16 protein-coding genes are annotated in these 16,185 nt (G+C 63.1%); 15 read left to right on the forward strand and 1 reads right to left on the reverse strand.

What is annotated here, in order from left to right; translation table 11 throughout:
- The first annotated feature begins 63 nt into the window (after positions 1-63).
- The 12 genes from urtB (at position 64) to ureG (ending at position 9,885) form a co-directional block, all read left to right on the forward strand.
- The gene (gene urtB / locus MVC20_RS08425) at positions 64-2,037 is read left to right on the forward strand and encodes an urea ABC transporter permease subunit UrtB (protein WP_297540314.1); all 1,974 of its coding nucleotides are present in this window, start codon (positions 64-66) and stop codon (positions 2,035-2,037) included.
- Positions 2,038-2,040: 3 nt separating this feature from the next.
- Positions 2,041-3,225 carry an urea ABC transporter permease subunit UrtC gene (urtC, locus tag MVC20_RS08430; protein ID WP_297540316.1) on the forward strand — a complete coding sequence of 395 codons (1,185 nt, stop codon included), beginning with the start codon at positions 2,041-2,043 and terminating at the stop codon, positions 3,223-3,225.
- Positions 3,222-3,962, forward strand: a complete 741-nt coding sequence (urtD, locus tag MVC20_RS08435; protein ID WP_297540318.1) for an urea ABC transporter ATP-binding protein UrtD — start codon at positions 3,222-3,224, stop codon at positions 3,960-3,962. Before urtC ends, urtD begins: the two co-directional genes overlap by 4 nt.
- Positions 3,963-3,965: 3 nt before the next feature.
- The gene (gene urtE / locus MVC20_RS08440; protein WP_297540320.1) at positions 3,966-4,661 is read left to right on the forward strand and encodes an urea ABC transporter ATP-binding subunit UrtE; all 696 of its coding nucleotides are present in this window, start codon (positions 3,966-3,968) and stop codon (positions 4,659-4,661) included.
- 129 nt (positions 4,662-4,790) lie between these two features.
- Positions 4,791-5,603: an urease accessory protein UreD gene (locus tag MVC20_RS08445; protein WP_297540322.1), complete on the forward strand. Its 813-nt coding sequence runs from the start codon at positions 4,791-4,793 to the stop codon at positions 5,601-5,603.
- Positions 5,604-5,615: 12 nt separating this feature from the next.
- Positions 5,616-5,918, forward strand: coding sequence for an urease subunit gamma (locus MVC20_RS08450; protein WP_297540324.1), 303 nt, complete (start codon positions 5,616-5,618; stop codon positions 5,916-5,918).
- A 12-nt stretch (positions 5,919-5,930) separates the two neighbouring features.
- Complete coding sequence (locus MVC20_RS08455; RefSeq protein WP_170062573.1) at positions 5,931-6,089, forward strand: hypothetical protein; 159 nt, start codon at positions 5,931-5,933, stop codon at positions 6,087-6,089.
- Entirely contained in the window at positions 6,086-6,391 is a 306-nt protein-coding gene (locus MVC20_RS08460) for an urease subunit beta (protein WP_297540328.1), read from the forward strand. Before MVC20_RS08455 ends, MVC20_RS08460 begins: the two co-directional genes overlap by 4 nt.
- Positions 6,392-8,101 carry an urease subunit alpha gene (gene ureC, locus MVC20_RS08465; RefSeq protein ID WP_297540330.1) on the forward strand — a complete coding sequence of 570 codons (1,710 nt, stop codon included), beginning with the start codon at positions 6,392-6,394 and terminating at the stop codon, positions 8,099-8,101.
- A 10-nt stretch (positions 8,102-8,111) separates the two neighbouring features.
- A complete protein-coding gene (locus tag MVC20_RS08470; RefSeq protein ID WP_297540332.1) occupies positions 8,112-8,594 on the forward strand; it encodes an urease accessory protein UreE in 483 nt (160 codons plus the stop codon).
- Positions 8,594-9,226 (forward strand): urease accessory UreF family protein, encoded by a 633-nt coding sequence (locus MVC20_RS08475; RefSeq protein WP_297540333.1) that lies wholly within the window; start codon positions 8,594-8,596, stop codon positions 9,224-9,226. Before MVC20_RS08470 ends, MVC20_RS08475 begins: the two co-directional genes overlap by 1 nt.
- Positions 9,223-9,885 carry an urease accessory protein UreG gene (gene ureG / locus MVC20_RS08480; RefSeq protein ID WP_297540335.1) on the forward strand — a complete coding sequence of 221 codons (663 nt, stop codon included), beginning with the start codon at positions 9,223-9,225 and terminating at the stop codon, positions 9,883-9,885. The genes MVC20_RS08475 and ureG overlap by 4 nt, the downstream gene beginning before the upstream one ends.
- Here the strand turns inward: ureG and MVC20_RS08485 are convergent.
- Positions 9,882-10,520, reverse strand: coding sequence for a TetR/AcrR family transcriptional regulator (locus tag MVC20_RS08485; RefSeq protein ID WP_297540337.1), 639 nt, complete (start codon positions 10,518-10,520; stop codon positions 9,882-9,884). The two genes, ureG and MVC20_RS08485, sit on opposite strands and share 4 nt — an antisense overlap.
- A gap of 171 nt (positions 10,521-10,691) precedes the next feature.
- On the opposite strand from MVC20_RS08485, the gene MVC20_RS08490 reads away from it, so the two are divergent.
- The 3 genes from MVC20_RS08490 to MVC20_RS08500 all read left to right on the forward strand — a co-directional run bounded on the left by MVC20_RS08490 (position 10,692) and on the right by MVC20_RS08500 (position 16,179).
- On the forward strand, positions 10,692-11,801 hold the full coding sequence (locus tag MVC20_RS08490; protein ID WP_297541420.1) for an efflux RND transporter periplasmic adaptor subunit: 1,110 nt from the start codon (positions 10,692-10,694) through the stop codon (positions 11,799-11,801).
- Between the two features lie 24 nt (positions 11,802-11,825).
- A complete protein-coding gene (locus MVC20_RS08495; protein WP_297540339.1) occupies positions 11,826-14,930 on the forward strand; it encodes an efflux RND transporter permease subunit in 3,105 nt (1,034 codons plus the stop codon).
- Positions 14,931-15,048: 118 nt separating this feature from the next.
- Positions 15,049-16,179 (forward strand): extracellular solute-binding protein, encoded by a 1,131-nt coding sequence (locus MVC20_RS08500; protein ID WP_297540341.1) that lies wholly within the window; start codon positions 15,049-15,051, stop codon positions 16,177-16,179.
- Positions 16,180-16,185: the final 6 nt, after the last annotated feature.

The raw sequence follows: 16,185 nt of genomic DNA on the forward strand, positions 1-16,185 counted from the left end.
GGACCGGGCGCGCGGCGCTGATGCCGCCGCGCGCCTCTCCTCCCGAACAAGGCCTTCATCCAGATGCGTTCGATTCCCTCCCTCGCCCGGCTTGTGGCGACAGTGCTTGCCCTTGGCCTCTTGTCCGTGTTGCGGCCCGTCGTGGCACTGGCGCAGGACGGGTTGCAACCGCTCTTGCAAGAGTATCAGGCCGAGATCGCCAAACCGTCGCGCAGCACCGTTGAGAAGGTATTGAGCGGGTTGATGGCCGCCGATCGCCCCGGCACCGCCGAATTCCTCCTGCGCTGGCAGGATCGCGAGGTTTATGCGCGACCCACCGATGGTCTGTTTTTCTACGCCGAAGAGACCGGCGATGCGCTGCGATTGATCGACATCGACAGCGGCGCGGCCGTGGCCGAGGTCAGCAGCCGCGAGGTCAGCCAGATACGACCTAATTCCGGGGTGCGGGCAGTCATCGCCGCGGCCCTTGTGCCTTTCGAATTGAACGCCGCAGATCCGGCGCGACGGGCGGCGGCGCTGGATGCGATCGCCCGTAGCGGTGATGCCAGCCAGATCGACCCGCTCAGCCAGTCCATCGAGACCGAGACCGATCCCGCGCTGAAACAGCGCAAGGAGCGGCTCTTGACCCTCTTGACCGCGCAATTTGCATCGGCGCTGCCCTATCGTCTTGCGGCAATCGAAGGCTTGGCGGGGGATACCAGCATCGAGGCGCGCAGCGTGCTCAACCAGTTGACGGCGCGGGTGCCGGGGGTGGGCACCGCGCTGCCAACCGGGGCCAACATTGCGAACGTGCTCGAGGTTGGCACAGATATTTCCGAGGTCGAGGCCTATGACAGGCTAGTGGCCGCCAATCTTGCGCCACCTCGCCAGAGCGCCACGGATCGTCGTGATGTGCTGGCTCAGCATATCGTCGATGGGGCGGTGGGGGGCGTGCCCTTGCACCTGCTCAATACCGATGCCGCCCGCGCCCGCGCCTACGAGGCGCTGGAGGCCGCGGGCACCGTGCCCCCACGCGCCGCCGAGGATGAGGTGGCGCGCGCGGTGGCGGCGCATGTGTTCTACGAGGCCTATGCCGAGCCCAACCCCGAAGTGACGACCGCCGCAGAGGAGGCCCTGTCCGCCACGTCGCGCGCGCTCGGTCTTTATCAGACGCTCGATCTGGTGCTGGATGGGCTGTCGCTCGCGTCGATCTTTTTCCTCGCGGCCATCGGTCTTGCCATCACCTTTGGCGTCATGGGCGTCATCAACATGGCACATGGCGAGTTCATCATGATGGGTGCCTATACCGGCTATGTGGTGCAGCTTTTCATTCCCGATTACACCGTCAGCCTGATTGTCGCCCTACCGCTCGCCTTTGTCGTGACATTCGGTGCGGGCGTGGCGATGGAGCGGCTGGTGATCCGGCATCTCTATACCCGGCCGCTGGAAACGCTGCTTGCGACCTTTGGCATCTCGATTGCCTTGCAACAACTGGCCAAGAACATCTTTGGCACGCAGGCGCGCCCGCTGACCGCGCCTGATTGGTTGAGCGGCGCGCTGACGTTGAATGACATCGTGAGCATCAGCAATATCCGCGTGGCGATCTTCGTCCTTGCGCTCATCTTTCTGGCGCTGCTGCTCTTTATCCTCAAGCGCACAAGGCTGGGGCTAGAGGTGCGGGCAGTCACGCAGAATCCCGGCATGGCGGCCAGCATGGGCATCGACCCGGACCGCATCAACATGCTGACCTTTGGTCTTGGCTCGGGCATCGCGGGCATCGCGGGCGTGGCGATTGGTCTCTATGCACAGGTCACCTCCGAGATGGGTGCCAATTACATCGTCCAGAGCTTCATGACCGTCGTCGTGGGGGGCGTCGGCAATGTCTGGGGCACGCTGGCCGGGGCCTCGCTGATCGGCTTCCTGCAAAAGGGGATCGAGTGGTTCAACCCCTCGAACACCCTTGCGGCGCAAACCTATATGATCCTCTTCATCATCCTTTTCATCCAATTCCGGCCCAAGGGCATCGTCGCCCTCAAGGGTCGCGCGGCGGGAGACTGAGCCATGAGCACATCCGAGATTGCTCCGCGCAGGCGGTTCTTGGCGGAAAACCCGTCGGTCCTGTGGTTCCTAGGCTGTCTCGCACTCTTTACCCTGGGCGTGACGGTTTTGTCCGAGGGGTTCGGTCTTGCCCTGATTTCCACGTCAATGGTCAAGATTCTCGGCATGACGCTCTGCCTTTGTCTTATCGCCGTGGCGATGGATGTGGTCTGGGGCTATTGCGGTATCCTCAGTCTCGGGCATTTCGCATTCTTCGGGCTTGGGGGGTATGCCATCGGCATGTGGCTGATGTATGCGCGCACCCAAGGGATCGTGGTGGAGTCCCTCTCGGCAACGCCCATTCCACCGACCGAGATCGAGATCGAGAATGCCATCGCCAGCCAGATTTTCGGCGTGGTGGGCAGTAACGAGCTGCCCTGGCTCTGGGGGTTTGCCCATAGCCTTGCTCTGCAGCTGATGATGGTGGTTCTGGTACCGGGCCTTTTGGCGCTGGTTTTTGGCTGGCTGGCGTTCCGCAGCCGTGTCACGGGTGTCTACCTGTCCATCCTCACGCAGGCGATGACGCTGGCGCTGTCGCTCTATCTTTTTCAGAACGACACTGGATTGCGCGGCAACAACGGTCTCTCGGGGTTGCAAAACATCCCCGGCCTTGACCATTTGCCCCAATCCTCCCTGTCGCTGTGGTTCTTCTGGGCCTCAGCTCTGGCGCTGGGGCTGGGTTATCTGGTGTTTGCCTGGCTCGTGTCGGGCAAGTTCGGCTCGGTCATCCGCGCCATTCGCGACAATGAGGCGCGGGTGCGGTTTCTGGGCTATGACGTCGAGAGCTACAAGCTGGTGATCTTCACCCTGACCGCTGTTGTTTCGGCCATCGCGGGCGCGCTTTACTATCCGCAGGCAGGGATCATCAATCCGGCGGAAATTGCCCCCATTGCCTCGATCTACCTCGCGGTGTGGGTGGCCATCGGCGGGCGCGGGCGGCTCTATGGGGCCGTGATTGGTGCGGCGGTCGTTAGCCTTGCGTCTAGCTGGTTCACTGGTGGCGGCGCGCCCAATATCGACCTTGGGTTCTACACGCTCAATTGGACGGATTGGTGGCTCGTGCTCTTGGGCTTGGGCTTTGTCGCGGTCACGCTGTTTTTTCCGCGCGGCATCGGCGGCCTCTTTGACATGATCGTGAGAAAACCATGACCACGCTTCTAGAAGTTTCGGGCGTCTCTGTCACTTTCGATGGGTTCCGTGCGATCAACAACCTGTCGATTCAAGTGGCAGAGCCAGAGTTGCGCGCCGTGATCGGGCCCAACGGGGCGGGCAAGACGACCTTTATGGACATCGTCACCGGCAAGACGCGGCCTGATGAGGGCCGGGTGATCTGGGGCGAAAAGAGTGTCTCGCTCTTGGGCCTGAGCGAGAGCCAGATTGCGCGGGCCGGCATCGGCCGCAAGTTTCAGAAGCCGACGGTCTTTGAGGCGCAGACCGTGCGCGAAAACCTCGCCATGGCACTCAAGGCCAGGCGCGGGCCGTTCGACGTGCTGTTCCATCGCCGCTCTCGGACCGAAGCCGCCCGAATTGCGGAACTGGCCGAGGAAATCGGCCTGCTGGACGCACTGCCGCGCCGCGCCGGAGAGTTGAGCCATGGGCAAAAACAATGGCTGGAAATTGGCATGCTCTTGGCGCAGGACCCGCGTCTGCTGCTGGTGGACGAGCCTGCCGCCGGGATGACGCCCGCGGAGCGTGAACATACGACCGATATTCTCAAACGCGCGGCCCAGACCCGCGCCGTGGTGGTGATCGAGCATGACATGGAGTTCATCCGCCGTCTTGGGTGCAAGGTGACGGTGCTGCACGAAGGCTCGGTTCTGGCCGAAGGCAGTCTGGATCACGTGACCCAAAATCAGCAGGTGATTGATGTCTATCTGGGGAGATGAACAATGCTGAGCGTCGAGAACCTCACGCTGCATTACGGCGCGTCGCAGATCCTCCATGGCGTCAGCCTGACCGCGCGGCCGGGGGCTGTGACGGCGGTGATGGGCACCAACGGGGTGGGCAAGACCAGCCTCCTCAAGGCGATCGCCGGGCGCCATCCCTACTCGGGCGGCAGGATTTCCCTCGATGGTGTGGCGCTGGATCATCTGAGCGCGGCGCAGGCGGCGCGGGCGGGCATCGGCTATGTGCCGCAGGGGCGCGAGGTGTTTCCGCTTCTGACCGTGACCGAGAATCTCGAAACCGGCTTTGCCTGTCTGCCAAAGTCGGAGCATCGGATTCCGCCACGGATCTATGATCTCTTTCCGGTGCTGGAACAGATGAAGGACCGGCGCGGGGGTGATTTGTCGGGCGGGCAGCAGCAGCAACTGGCCATCGCCCGCGCGCTGATTGCGCGGCCCCGGGTGCTTTTGCTGGATGAACCCACAGAGGGGATCCAGCCCAATATCATCAAGCAGATTGGCGAGGTGATCGGCCTTTTGCGCGACGAAGGGGAAATCGCCATCGTTCTGGTCGAGCAGTATTTCGATTTCGCTTATGGGCTGGCGGATGATCTGGTGGTCTTGAACAGGGGCGAGGTGCGGTTGTCCGAACCTGCGGCGACGGTGGAGCGCGCGCGGCTCTTGCGTGAGGTGTCTATTTAGTGGGCGGTATGCATTAAAAATAGGCATTGGTGGGCGGCGCGTGGGTTTCAGGCTGGATTGGCGCGCGCGACCACTGGCAGGCCGTGACGCAACGAGTAGCCTCTGTGCTGTCGAAACCCGGAATCTGCCATGACCGCCTGTCCTGCCCCCTTGCATCAGCGTAGCCACGGCGCGGCCCATGTAGGCCTCTTGCCCGGCCCCGCGGGGGCACGGCTTGATCGTCTGCATCAGGCGGGATCGGCCAAGGCGTTTGTCCATTCCGGTGCATCTGGCCCCGAGGTGGTCTTTCTCAACACATCCGGAGGGCTGGCGGGGGGCGATACCTTGGCCTATTGCCTTGATCTGGCGGCGGGATGTCAGGCGACCGCCACCACGCAAACAGCCGAGCGCGCCTATCGCAGCACGGGCGGGCCTGCGCATGTCACTGTCCGGCATGTTGTCGGGGCGGGCGCGCATCTCGATTGGTTGCCGCAGGAAACCATCCTCTATGACAGCAGCGACCTGCATCGCGAGACTACTATCGATCTGGCCGAGGATGCCTCTTGCCTGATGCTTGAAGCCGTCGTTCTGGGCCGTGCGGCCATGGGCGAAACCTTGGAAGACGTCACCCTGCGCGATACCCGCCGGATCATGCGTGCGGGCCGCCCTGTGCTGATAGAGCCGTTACATCTGGTCGCTGGGGCGTTGACCGCAGGCCCTGCTGTGTTGGGCGGGGCGCGGGCCTTTGCCACGCTTGCTCTGGTGGCGCCCGGGGCTATGGATGCGGTCGGGCGCGCTCGGGCGGAGTTGACCGAAGAGGGCGTGACAGGCGGTGCCTCAGGTTTTGACGGCAAGTTGGTGATCCGCCTCATGGCGGGTGATGGGTGGCCGCTCAAGCGCCAGATCATGCGCCTTTTGCGCGCTCTGCGCCCTGGCCCATTGCCCCGCGTTTGGCAGAATTAGGAGAGACACGCGATGAACCTCACGCCCCGCGAAAAGGACAAGCTATTGATTTCGCTGGCCGCGATGGTCGCGCGCGGCAGGCTTGCGCGCGGGGTCAAGCTCAACCACCCCGAGGCCGTGGCACTGATCACCGACTTCGTGGTCGAGGGCGCGCGCGACGGGCGCTCGGTTGCCGATCTGATGGAGGCGGGCGCGCATGTGATTACGTCTGATCAATGCATGGAAGGCATTCCGCAAATGATCCATGCCGTGCAGGTCGAAGCGACTTTTCCCGATGGCACCAAACTTGTCACCGTTCACAATCCCATTCGCTGAAAGGATCTGATGATGCGCTATCCCGTTGCCTTTTTCCTGCTCACCCCCACGCTGGCGCTGGCCCATTCCGGCCCTCATCTGCATCCGCATGGGATTGACGCGCTGTGGGTGGCTGTGGTCGGTGTCATCGCGGCGGCAGGGGGCTATGTCCTGGCCAAGGTGCGGAAATGATCCCCGGCGAGGTGCTGTGCGCCGAGGGCGAGATCACCCTTAACGCGGACGCGCCCGTGACCGTGCTGATGGTCGCCAATACCGGCGACAGGCCCGTTCAGGTGGGTAGCCATTATCACTTTGCCGAGGCCAATAGCGGCCTTTCGTTCGACCGAACTGCGGCCCGTGGGCAGCGCCTAGATATTCCCGCCGGCACCGCCGTGCGGTTCGAGCCCGGCCAAAGCCGTGAGGTGCGGCTTATCCCCTATGGCGGTACGCGGCGGGTGTTCGGCTTTAACCAACAGGTGATGGGAGACCTCTGAATGCCCCATGCGATCCCCCGCTCCGCCTATGCCGCCATGTATGGCCCCACCACCGGCGACCGGCTGCGCCTTGGCGATACCGACCTCATCATCGAGGTAGAACGCGATCTGACCACCTATGGCGAAGAGGTGAAGTTCGGCGGCGGCAAGGTGATCCGCGACGGTATGGGGCAGAGCCAGACCACGCGTGCGGGCGGGTCCATGGACACCGTCATCACCAATGCGCTGATCGTCGATCATCAGGGGATCACCAAGGCCGATGTCGGTCTGCGCGACGGCCTCATTGCCGCCATCGGCAAGGCGGGCAATCCCGATACGCAATCGGGCGTCGATATCGTCATCGGACCGGGAACCGAGATCATCGCAGGAGAGGGCCGTATTCTCACCCCCGGCGGGTTCGACGCGCATATCCACTTCATCTGTCCGCAGCAGATCGAGGATGCGCTGCATTCCGGCATCACCACGATGCTCGGCGGCGGCACCGGCCCCGCCCATGGCACGCTCGCCACCACTTGCACACCGGGAGCGTGGCATATCGGGCGAATGCTGCAAGCACTGGACGGCTTTCCGATGAATTTCGGCCTCTCGTCCAAGGGCAACGCGAGCCAACCCGAAGCATTGGTCGAGATGGTCCGCGCGGGGGCCTGCGCGATGAAGCTGCATGAGGATTGGGGCACCACGCCCGGCGCGATTGATTGCTGCCTGAGCGTCGCCGACGACATGGACGTGCAGGTGATGATCCACACCGACACGCTCAATGAAAGCGGCTTTGTGGAGAATACGCTTGCCGCCATCAAGGGCCGCACGATCCATGCCTTTCACACCGAGGGCGCGGGCGGCGGCCATGCGCCCGACATCATGAAGGTGGTGGGCTATGATCACATCCTGCCGTCGTCGACCAACCCCACCATGCCCTATACCGTCAACACGATCGAAGAACATCTCGACATGCTGATGGTCTGCCACCATCTCGACAAGGCGATCCCCGAGGATGTGGCCTTTGCCGAGAGCCGTATCCGCCGCGAAACCATTGCGGCCGAGGACATTCTGCACGACATGGGCGCGTTTTCTGTCATGGCCTCGGACAGCCAGGCCATGGGGCGCGTGGGCGAGGTGATCATCCGCACCTGGCAGACGGCTTCGAAGATGCGCAAACAGCGCGGCCGTTTGGCAGAAGAGGCGGGCGACAACGACAATGTGCGGGTGAAACGGTATATCGCGAAATACACCATCAACCCCGCCATCGTCCACGGGATGAGCGCCCATATCGGAAGCGTCACGCCCGGCAAACGCGCCGATCTGGTGCTGTGGGACCCGGCGTTCTTTGGGGCCAAGCCGGAAATGGTGCTGATGGGCGGCTCTATCGTGCTGGCGCAGATGGGGGACCCCAATGCGTCCATTCCCACGCCGCAACCCGTCTATTCGCGGCCGATGTTCGGGGCCTATGGGCGTGCGGTCGAACGCTCTGCCGTGCTCTTTGTCAGCGCAGCGGCGCAGGCGGACGGGATTGGCGCTGCGCTCGGGCTGGCCAAAGAGACCGTGGCCGTTGCCAATACCCGCAAGATCACCAAGCGCGACATGATCCACAACAACCTCACGCCCGAGGTCGAGGTGCATCCCGAAACCTACGAAGTGCGCGCCAACGGTGAATTGCTCACCTGCGAACCGGCCTCGGAGTTGCCCCTCGCACAGCGCTATTTCATGTTCTGAAGGCCCATCCATGACCGATCTGCCCGTAACCCGCCGCCTGCTGCATCACGCGCCCGACTGCATCGCGGACACCGTCTTGCTCGATTATGACGCGCGGCTGATGCGGCGCAAACGGCTGGTGGGGCGCGGCGGCCTTGCGTTTCTGGTCGATCTGGCGGAGGTGACGAACCTGGACGATCACTGGGGCTTTGCGCTGGAGGATGGGCGCGCGGTGGGCGTCGAGGCGGCCCCCGAGGATCTGATCGAGGTGCGCGGAGATCTGGCGCGGCTGGCCTGGCATATCGGCAACCGGCACACGCCCTGTCAGATCGGTGCGGATCACCTGACGATCCGGCGTGACCATGTGATCGAGGCGATGCTGGCGCATCTGGGCGCGGATCTGACCCCCGTCACCGGTCCGTTCCGCCCCGAAGGCGGGGCCTATGGCAAGGGGCGCACCATGGGGCATGATCACGGCGGGCATGATCACGGTCACACTCATAGCCGCGCCTGATGCTCACCCCCGCCCATCTCACCCTTGTGCACTGGCTCTCGCCCGCCTTTCCGACCGGGGCTTTTGCCTATTCCCACGGGCTAGAGGCCGAGATCGCCTCGGGTGTGGTTTACGATTCTGCCAGCCTTGAGACCTGGCTCGGGAATATCCTGCGCTTCGGCGCGGGCTGGCAGGATGCGGTGCTGCTGGCGCAGGCGCTCGAGGGAGAGTGCGACGCGCTTGACGATCTGGCCCGCGCGCTGCAACCCTGCGCGGAACGCTTGCGGGAAAGCCAGGAACAGGGGGCCGCTCTGGCGCGGTGCGTGGCAGGGATGACAGGCCGTCATCTGCCCGCGCGCCTCTTGCCCGTATCGGTCGGAGCGGCGGCGGCCGGGTTGGGATTGCCCAAAAGGGATGTGATCGCGCTCTATCTGCAGGGCTTTGCCGGCAACCTCGTGACCATCGCCATTCGGCATGTGCCTCTGGGTCAGACCGAGGGGCAGGCGGTTCTGGCGCGGCTTTTGCCCTCTATTCATACGCTGGCAGAGCATGCCGCCAGCGCGACACTGGACGACATCGGCACCTGTACGCTGGCGGGCGATCTGGCGGCGCTGCGCCACGAAACCATGGACGTAAGGATATTCCGCACATGACAGGCAAGAGCATGAACGGCCCGCTGCGCGTGGGCATCGGCGGCCCGGTGGGCGCGGGCAAGACGACGCTGACCGAAATGCTGGCCCGCGCACTGGCGCAGCACTGTTCGATGGCGGTTATCACCAATGACATCTACACCCGCGAGGATGCCGACTATCTCATGCGGGCACAGGTGCTGCCCGCCGATCGCATCCGGGGCGTGGAAACCGGCGGCTGCCCGCATACGGCCATCCGCGAGGATGCCTCGATCAATCTGGCGGCGGTGGATGACCTGTCGATCGCCTTTCCGGATCTCGATCTGATCCTGATCGAGTCGGGCGGCGACAACCTTGCTGCCACGTTCAGCCCGGAACTGGCGGATATAACCCTCTATGTCATCGACACCGCCGCCGGTCAGGACATTCCGCGAAAACGGGGGCCGGGCGTCACGAAGTCGGACCTGCTTGTGGTCAACAAGACCGATCTTGCCCCCTATGTGGGTGTCGATCTGGGGCGGCTGGACGCGGACACTGCGCAGGCCCGGGCAGGCAAACCCTATGTGCTGGCGCAATTGCGGCGCGGTGTGGGGATTGACGCCGTGGTCGATTTCATCGTGCAGGAGGGGGGATTGCAGGTGCAACCAGCGCTGGCCATGGTGGCTGGCGCGCAGCGCGGCTAAGAGGCGATCCCGTTCAGGAATACCTGGATTGCCAGTTTTTGCCGCGCTTCAAGACCTTCGGGCGTGACAAGACAGCCGGGATCGAGCAGGGATTCGAGCGGCCAGGGGCGCAGCATATCGAACAGCAAAAGCGCTGCGGCGGTCGTATCCGTGACGGCGATCTCACCCCGCCCGAGACCACGATCCAACTCGGTCTTGAGGATCAGCATATCGCGCCGCATCAGGGTTTGCACCAGATCGCGCCCATTCTCCGGCACGCGTGGCACCTCCGCCACGAAGGCGCGCAGGATCTCAAGCGGCAGGCCGTAGCCGTGATGCCGACCTTGGAGCAGCAAGCGTTCCAATCTTTCGGCTATCGGTAGGGCGGTGTCGCTGTCGGGCAGGGGGCGTATGAACCCGTTGGCCACCTTGTCGATATAGGCGCGAAAGAGCGCGCTGCGGCTGGCAAAGGCGGTGTAGAGCGTCCGCTTGGACATGCCCGCACGCGAGGCGATCGCCTCCATCGTGGCCCCTTCCAGGCCGCAATCTGCGTGCACCGCCTCAAGCGCCGCAAAAATGGCCTCGCGCCGATCTTCGCAACTGCACGTGACGGGACGGCCACGACGTGTTTTGCTCTGGGCTTGGTCGTGCTGCATACTATTCTGAACCTTATGGCCTTATTTTCGCACAACGGTTGTGCGCATGGCCTGATGCTGTTGCCATTTTCCAGATTGTCATATTTATAAAACTCAAGCGTTTTATATCGACCGGACGTTGTTCTGCCAATCCATATCGTGAAAGGGTCCCTGATGGCTGCGTTTCCCCGAATGATCCGCCTGCTCGCGCTTTTTGCCTGCCTCGTGCCGGGGGGTGTCGTGGCGCAACAGGGGCAGGGGCCCACACCCGTTACCGTTGTAACGCTTGCGCCGCAGGACGTGACCCTGACCTCTCTCTTGCCGGGGCGGGTTGCGGCCTCGGCAGAGGCCGAGGTGCGCCCGCAGGTCAACGGGATCATCACCGAGCGGCTGTTCGAAGAGGGCGCAGACGTAACCGAGGGTGATCCGCTCTATCAGATCGACAAGGCCACGTATGAGGCCGCCGTGCAGCAGGCCCGCGCCGGGGTGGCGCAGGCCGCTGCGCAGTTGCGCGCAGCAGAGCGCGAGGCGCAGCGTCTGGTCGAATTGCAATCGCGCAACGTCGCCAGTGAACAGGCTCTGGACGAGGCCACATCGACCCGCGATGCTGCAGCGGCAGGGCTCGAACTGGCCGAAGCGCAGCTTAATTCCGCCGAAATCGAACTGTCGCGCACCACCATTCGCGCGCGGCTTTCCGGGCGGATTGGCCTGTCGCTGACGTCGCAGGGTGCGCTTGTGACCGCAAGCCAGTCACAGCCTCTGACCGTGATCCGCAATATCAACCCGGTTTACGTCGATGTGACACAATCCGCCGCTGATTTGCTGAGGTGGCGACGTGGCGAGACCGAGCGCGATCTTGCCGGCGCAGATGCGACGGTGCGCCTCAAGCTGGCAGACGGCTCGGATTACAGCGAAACCGGAGAGCTCAAGGCGGCGGAACCGAATGTAAATCCACAAACCGGGGTCGTCACGCTGCGAATGCAGTTCGACAATCCTGATCTTCTGCTTTTGCCGGGGATGTATGTGCAGGTGGAAATGCCCGTCGAGGTCGCCCGCGATGTCTATCTCGTGCCGCAAGAAGGGGTGGTTCGCGACCGCCGCGGGCGGCCATTGGCCTGGGTGGTCAAGGAAGACGGTGTGATCGAGGAACGCGCGCTGAGCGTCATTCAGAATCGTGGCAATGCCTGGGTGGTGGAAGAAGGGCTGAACCCCGGTGATCGCGTGATGGTGGCCGGGTTCCAGAAAACCGCCCCCGGAGCCACGGTCGTCCCCGAAGAACGCGCCGCCGCGCCGCAACAGTAACCGACCGGGCAGAGGATATTCCGCATGGCCAGCTTTTTTATCGACCGCCCGGTGTTCGCCTGGGTCATCTCGATCCTCATCATGGGGGTCGGGGTTCTGGCCATCCTGATCCTGCCTGTCGCGCAATATCCGCAGATCGCGCCGCCCTCTGTCACGGTGACGGCCACCTATCCCGGTGCCTCGGCCGATACGGTGGCCAACACGGTCACGCAGGTGATCGAACAGCAGATGACCGGCCTTGATGGCTTGCGCTATTTCTCGTCGCGTTCCACCTCGGCTGGCAGCGCAGAGGTGACGCTGACCTTCGAGACCGGCACCGATGCCGACATCGCGCAGGTGCAGGTACAGAACAAGCTGGGACAGGCCACGCCACTCTTGCCCGAAATCGTGCAACGGCAGGGCATCACGGTCGAGAAATCCTCGGCCGGGTTCCTGATGGTTGTGGGCATGATCTCGACCGATGGCACGCTCGAACAGGTGGACCTGTCGGATTACATGGTCACGAACCTTGTGGACGAACTGAGCCGGATCGAAGGCGTCGGATCGGTGAACGTGTTTGGCGCGCAATATGCGATGCGGATCTGGCTCGATCCGTCCAAGTTGGCGGGGTTTGGCCTGACCCCTTCGGATGTGGTGGCGGCGGTTTCGGCACAGAATGCGCAGATTTCTGCGGGGTCCTTTGGTGCGCGCCCCACCGTTGAAGGCCAGCAGCTCAACGCCACGATCACCGCGCAATCGCTGCTGAGCACGCCTGAGGATTTTCGACAGATCGTGCTGCGCGCCGAGACTGACGGCGGTTTGGTGCTGCTCGACGATGTGGCACGGGTCGAGATCGGGGCAGAAAACTATGCCACCACTGCGCGGTTCAACAAGGATCCGGCGGCGGGCATGGCGATCACGCTGGCACCGGGGGCGAATGCCCTCGACACTGCGCGCGCGATCAAAGACCGGATGGCCGAATTCGCCCGCTTCTTTCCCGAAGGCGTGGATTACGTGATCCCGTATGACACCACGCCGTTTGTCGAGATTTCGATCAAGGAAGTGGTCAAGACCCTGTTCGAAGCGATTGGCCTCGTGTTCCTCGTGATGTTCCTTTTCCTGCAAAACCTGCGCGCGACACTCATTCCGACGCTCGCGGTGCCGGTTGTCTTGTTGGGAACCTTCGGTGTGCTGGCGGCGGCGGGGTTCTCGATCAACACGCTCACAATGCTGGCCATGGTGCTGGCCATTGGCCTCTTGGTCGATGACGCGATCGTGGTCGTGGAAAACGTCGAGCGTATCATGGAGGAAGAGGGACTGTCCCCGCGAGAGGCCACGCACAAATCCATGGGCCAGATCACTGGCGCGTTGGTGGGCATTGCCATGGTGCTCTCGGCGGTTTTCGTGCCGATGGCGTTCTTTCCCGGCTCCACGGGTGTGATCTATCAGCAATTCGCAATCACCATCGTGTCGGCCATGGCGCTGTCGGTGGTGGTGGCAATCACTCTGACGCCCGCGCTTTGCGCGTCCTTGCTCAAGGCCAAGGGGCATGCCCCGGCGCACGGACCGTTTGCATGGTTCAACGCAGGGTTTGGCAAGCTCACCAATGGCTATGGCGGCACGGTCGGCTGGTCGGTGCGCCGCCCGGTACGGGTGTTCGTGGTCTATCTGGCGCTCGCCTTGGGCATGGCGCTGATGTTCTTGCGCACGCCCACCGGATTCCTGCCCGAAGAGGATCAGGGCATTCTATTTACCCTCATCCAGACGCCCACCGGATCGAGCGCGGAACGGACGCTGGAGGTGGTCAAGCAGGTCGAGGATTATTACCTCGAACAGGAAACCGATGTCGTGAACTCCTTGTTCGGCGTCGTGGGGTTCAGCTTTTCGGGCAATGGGCAGAACATGGGTCTGGCCTTTGTCCAGCTCAAGGATTGGAAAGATCGGACTGAGCCGGGCCAGAGTGTGCAAGCGCTTGCCGGGCGCGCCTTTGGCGCCTTCAGCCAGATCCGCGATGCGATGGTATTCCCGGTGGTGCCGCCTTCGGTGATCGAATTGGGCAACGTGTCGGGGTTTGATTTCTACCTTCAGGCGCGGGCCGGGCAGAGCCATGCCGATCTGATGGCGGCGCGCAATCAACTGCTGGGCATGGCGGCGCAAAGCGATCTGATCGCCTCTGCCCGCCCCAACGGGCTAGAGGATGCGGCGCAATACAATCTCGACATCGACTGGCGCAAGGCCGGGGCGATGGGGCTGACGCCCACGGATGTTGGGCAGCTTCTCCAGATTGCCTGGGCGGGCAGCTATGTGAACGACTTCCTCGACCAAGGCCGGATCAAGCGGGTTTATGTGCAGGGCGAGGCCGATGCGCGGGCGCAACCCACCGATATCGACAAATGGCGGGTGCGCAATGCCAGCGGCGGCCTGGTGCCGTTTTCGAACTTCGCCGAAGGGCGATGGGATTATGGCGCGCAGGGGCTGTACCGCTACAATGGCATCCCATCGGTGCAGTTGCAGGGCACGCCGGCGCCCGGGGTCTCGACCGGCGAAGCAATGGCCGAGATGGAGCGTCTGGTGGCGCAGTTGGGGCAGGGCTATGAGCTGGCCTGGACAGGGCTGTCTCTGGAAGAGCGCGAGTCGGGCAATCAGGCGCCGCTCCTCTACGCGCTATCCCTGGCGGCGGTATTCCTGTCGTTGGCGGCGCTGTACGAGAGCTGGTCAATCCCCTTTGCGGTCATGCTGGCCATGCCCATCGGCATCGTTGGCGCACTGACCGGCGCGTGGATTGGCGGGTTTGAGAACGGCGTGTTCTTTCAGGTTGGATTGCTCACCGTGGTGGGTCTGACCGGCAAGAACGCAATCCTGATCGTGGAATTCGCCCGAGATCGTTATGAGACGGGCGAGAGTATTTTCGAAGCCGTGACCGAAGCCGCGCGCCAGAGGTTCCGCCCGATCATCATGACATCCATGGCTTTTTCGCTGGGCGTTCTGCCGCTTGTGTTGAGTTCGGGCGCAGGGTCTGGCGGGCGCAATGCCATCGGGTCCGGCGTGCTGAGCGGGACAATCTCGGGCACTGTGCTCGGGGTGGTGTTCGTGCCGCTCTTCTTTGTGATCGTGACGCGCCTCTTTGGTCGGGGCAAGCCGCGCGATTGACGGGGCGCAGTTCCCGGCTATCGCCGGGGACTGTCACATGATTGTCGCCTGAGCATTCTAAACGCCTGAGCAACCCGGCCTTTAAAGGGCCGGCGCCAAGCAAACTCAGGAGCCAAGAATGACCTATCCCCTCCAAAGCCTGTCCCGTCGTACCGTGCTGGCAACTGGTGCCGCCGCGCTCGCAACCCCGCTGATCGCGCGCCGCGCGCTTGCCTCTTCTGGCGAGGTCAACGTTTTTGCCTGGGGCGATTACTTCCAGAACGGCGAGATTCCCGAAGCCTTCACCAAGGCCACCGGCATCAAGGTGAATGTCTCGACCTATGGCTCCAATGAAGAGGCCGCGTCCAAGCTGCGCGCCGCTGGCGGCAAGGGTTTTGACATCCTCTTCCCGTCGGTCGACACCCGCCCCAACTATGACGAGGGCAATCTCTTGGCCGAGATCGACGAATCCAGGCTCAAGGTGGACCGGATCGAGCCCGCACTCTGGCGGTCGTCGCTGGAACTGGGCGCAGCGCATCGCGGCAAGCGTTATCTGGTGCCGTTCGATTGGGGCACCGAGGGTATCACCTGGGACTCGAGCGCCGTTGATGTTGCGCCGGCCGATCTGTCTTATGCCCATCTCTGGGCGGACGGGCTGAACGGCAAGGTGGCCATGCGCCAGAAATCGGTGCTCATCACCCTCGCAATCTATCTCGACTCGATTGGCGAAGTGCCGTCGAACCGCGCCATGGACCTCTACAAGACCGAAGCAGATACGCGCCGCATCTTTGATGCCTGCGTGGCCTTTGCCGCCAAGAACAAGGCCAATATCGGTGCCTATTGGAACAACGCCACCGAGGCCACCGGCGCCTTTACCGATGCGGGCTGCACCATCGGCCAGACATGGGATACGACCGGCATCAAGCTGCACATGGACGTGGACCCCAAGTGGCGCTATGCCGCCCCGAAAGAGGGCGCGCTTGCATGGATGGACACCGCTGCGATCCCGTCGGGGGCCGAGAATGTCGATCAGGCCTATGAATTCCTCAACTTCCTGATGAGCCCGGAAATCGGCGGCATGTTCGCAAACGCAACCGGTTACAATTCGGCGGCTGTCGGCGCATCTGCACATCTGAGCGAGGCCAACAAAGAGGCCTTTGCCTTTGCCTATCAGAATGGCGCGATCGAAAACCTGTGGTGGTGGCCGATGTTCACGCCCTGGTTCTCGGCGGTGCGCGAAGAGTATTCTGAAAAGCTGACCAACGCCTGAGGCGAC

Origin of the sequence: Roseovarius sp. (assembly GCF_027019125.1) — a bacterium.
Lineage (GTDB): Bacteria > Pseudomonadota > Alphaproteobacteria > Rhodobacterales > Rhodobacteraceae > Roseovarius.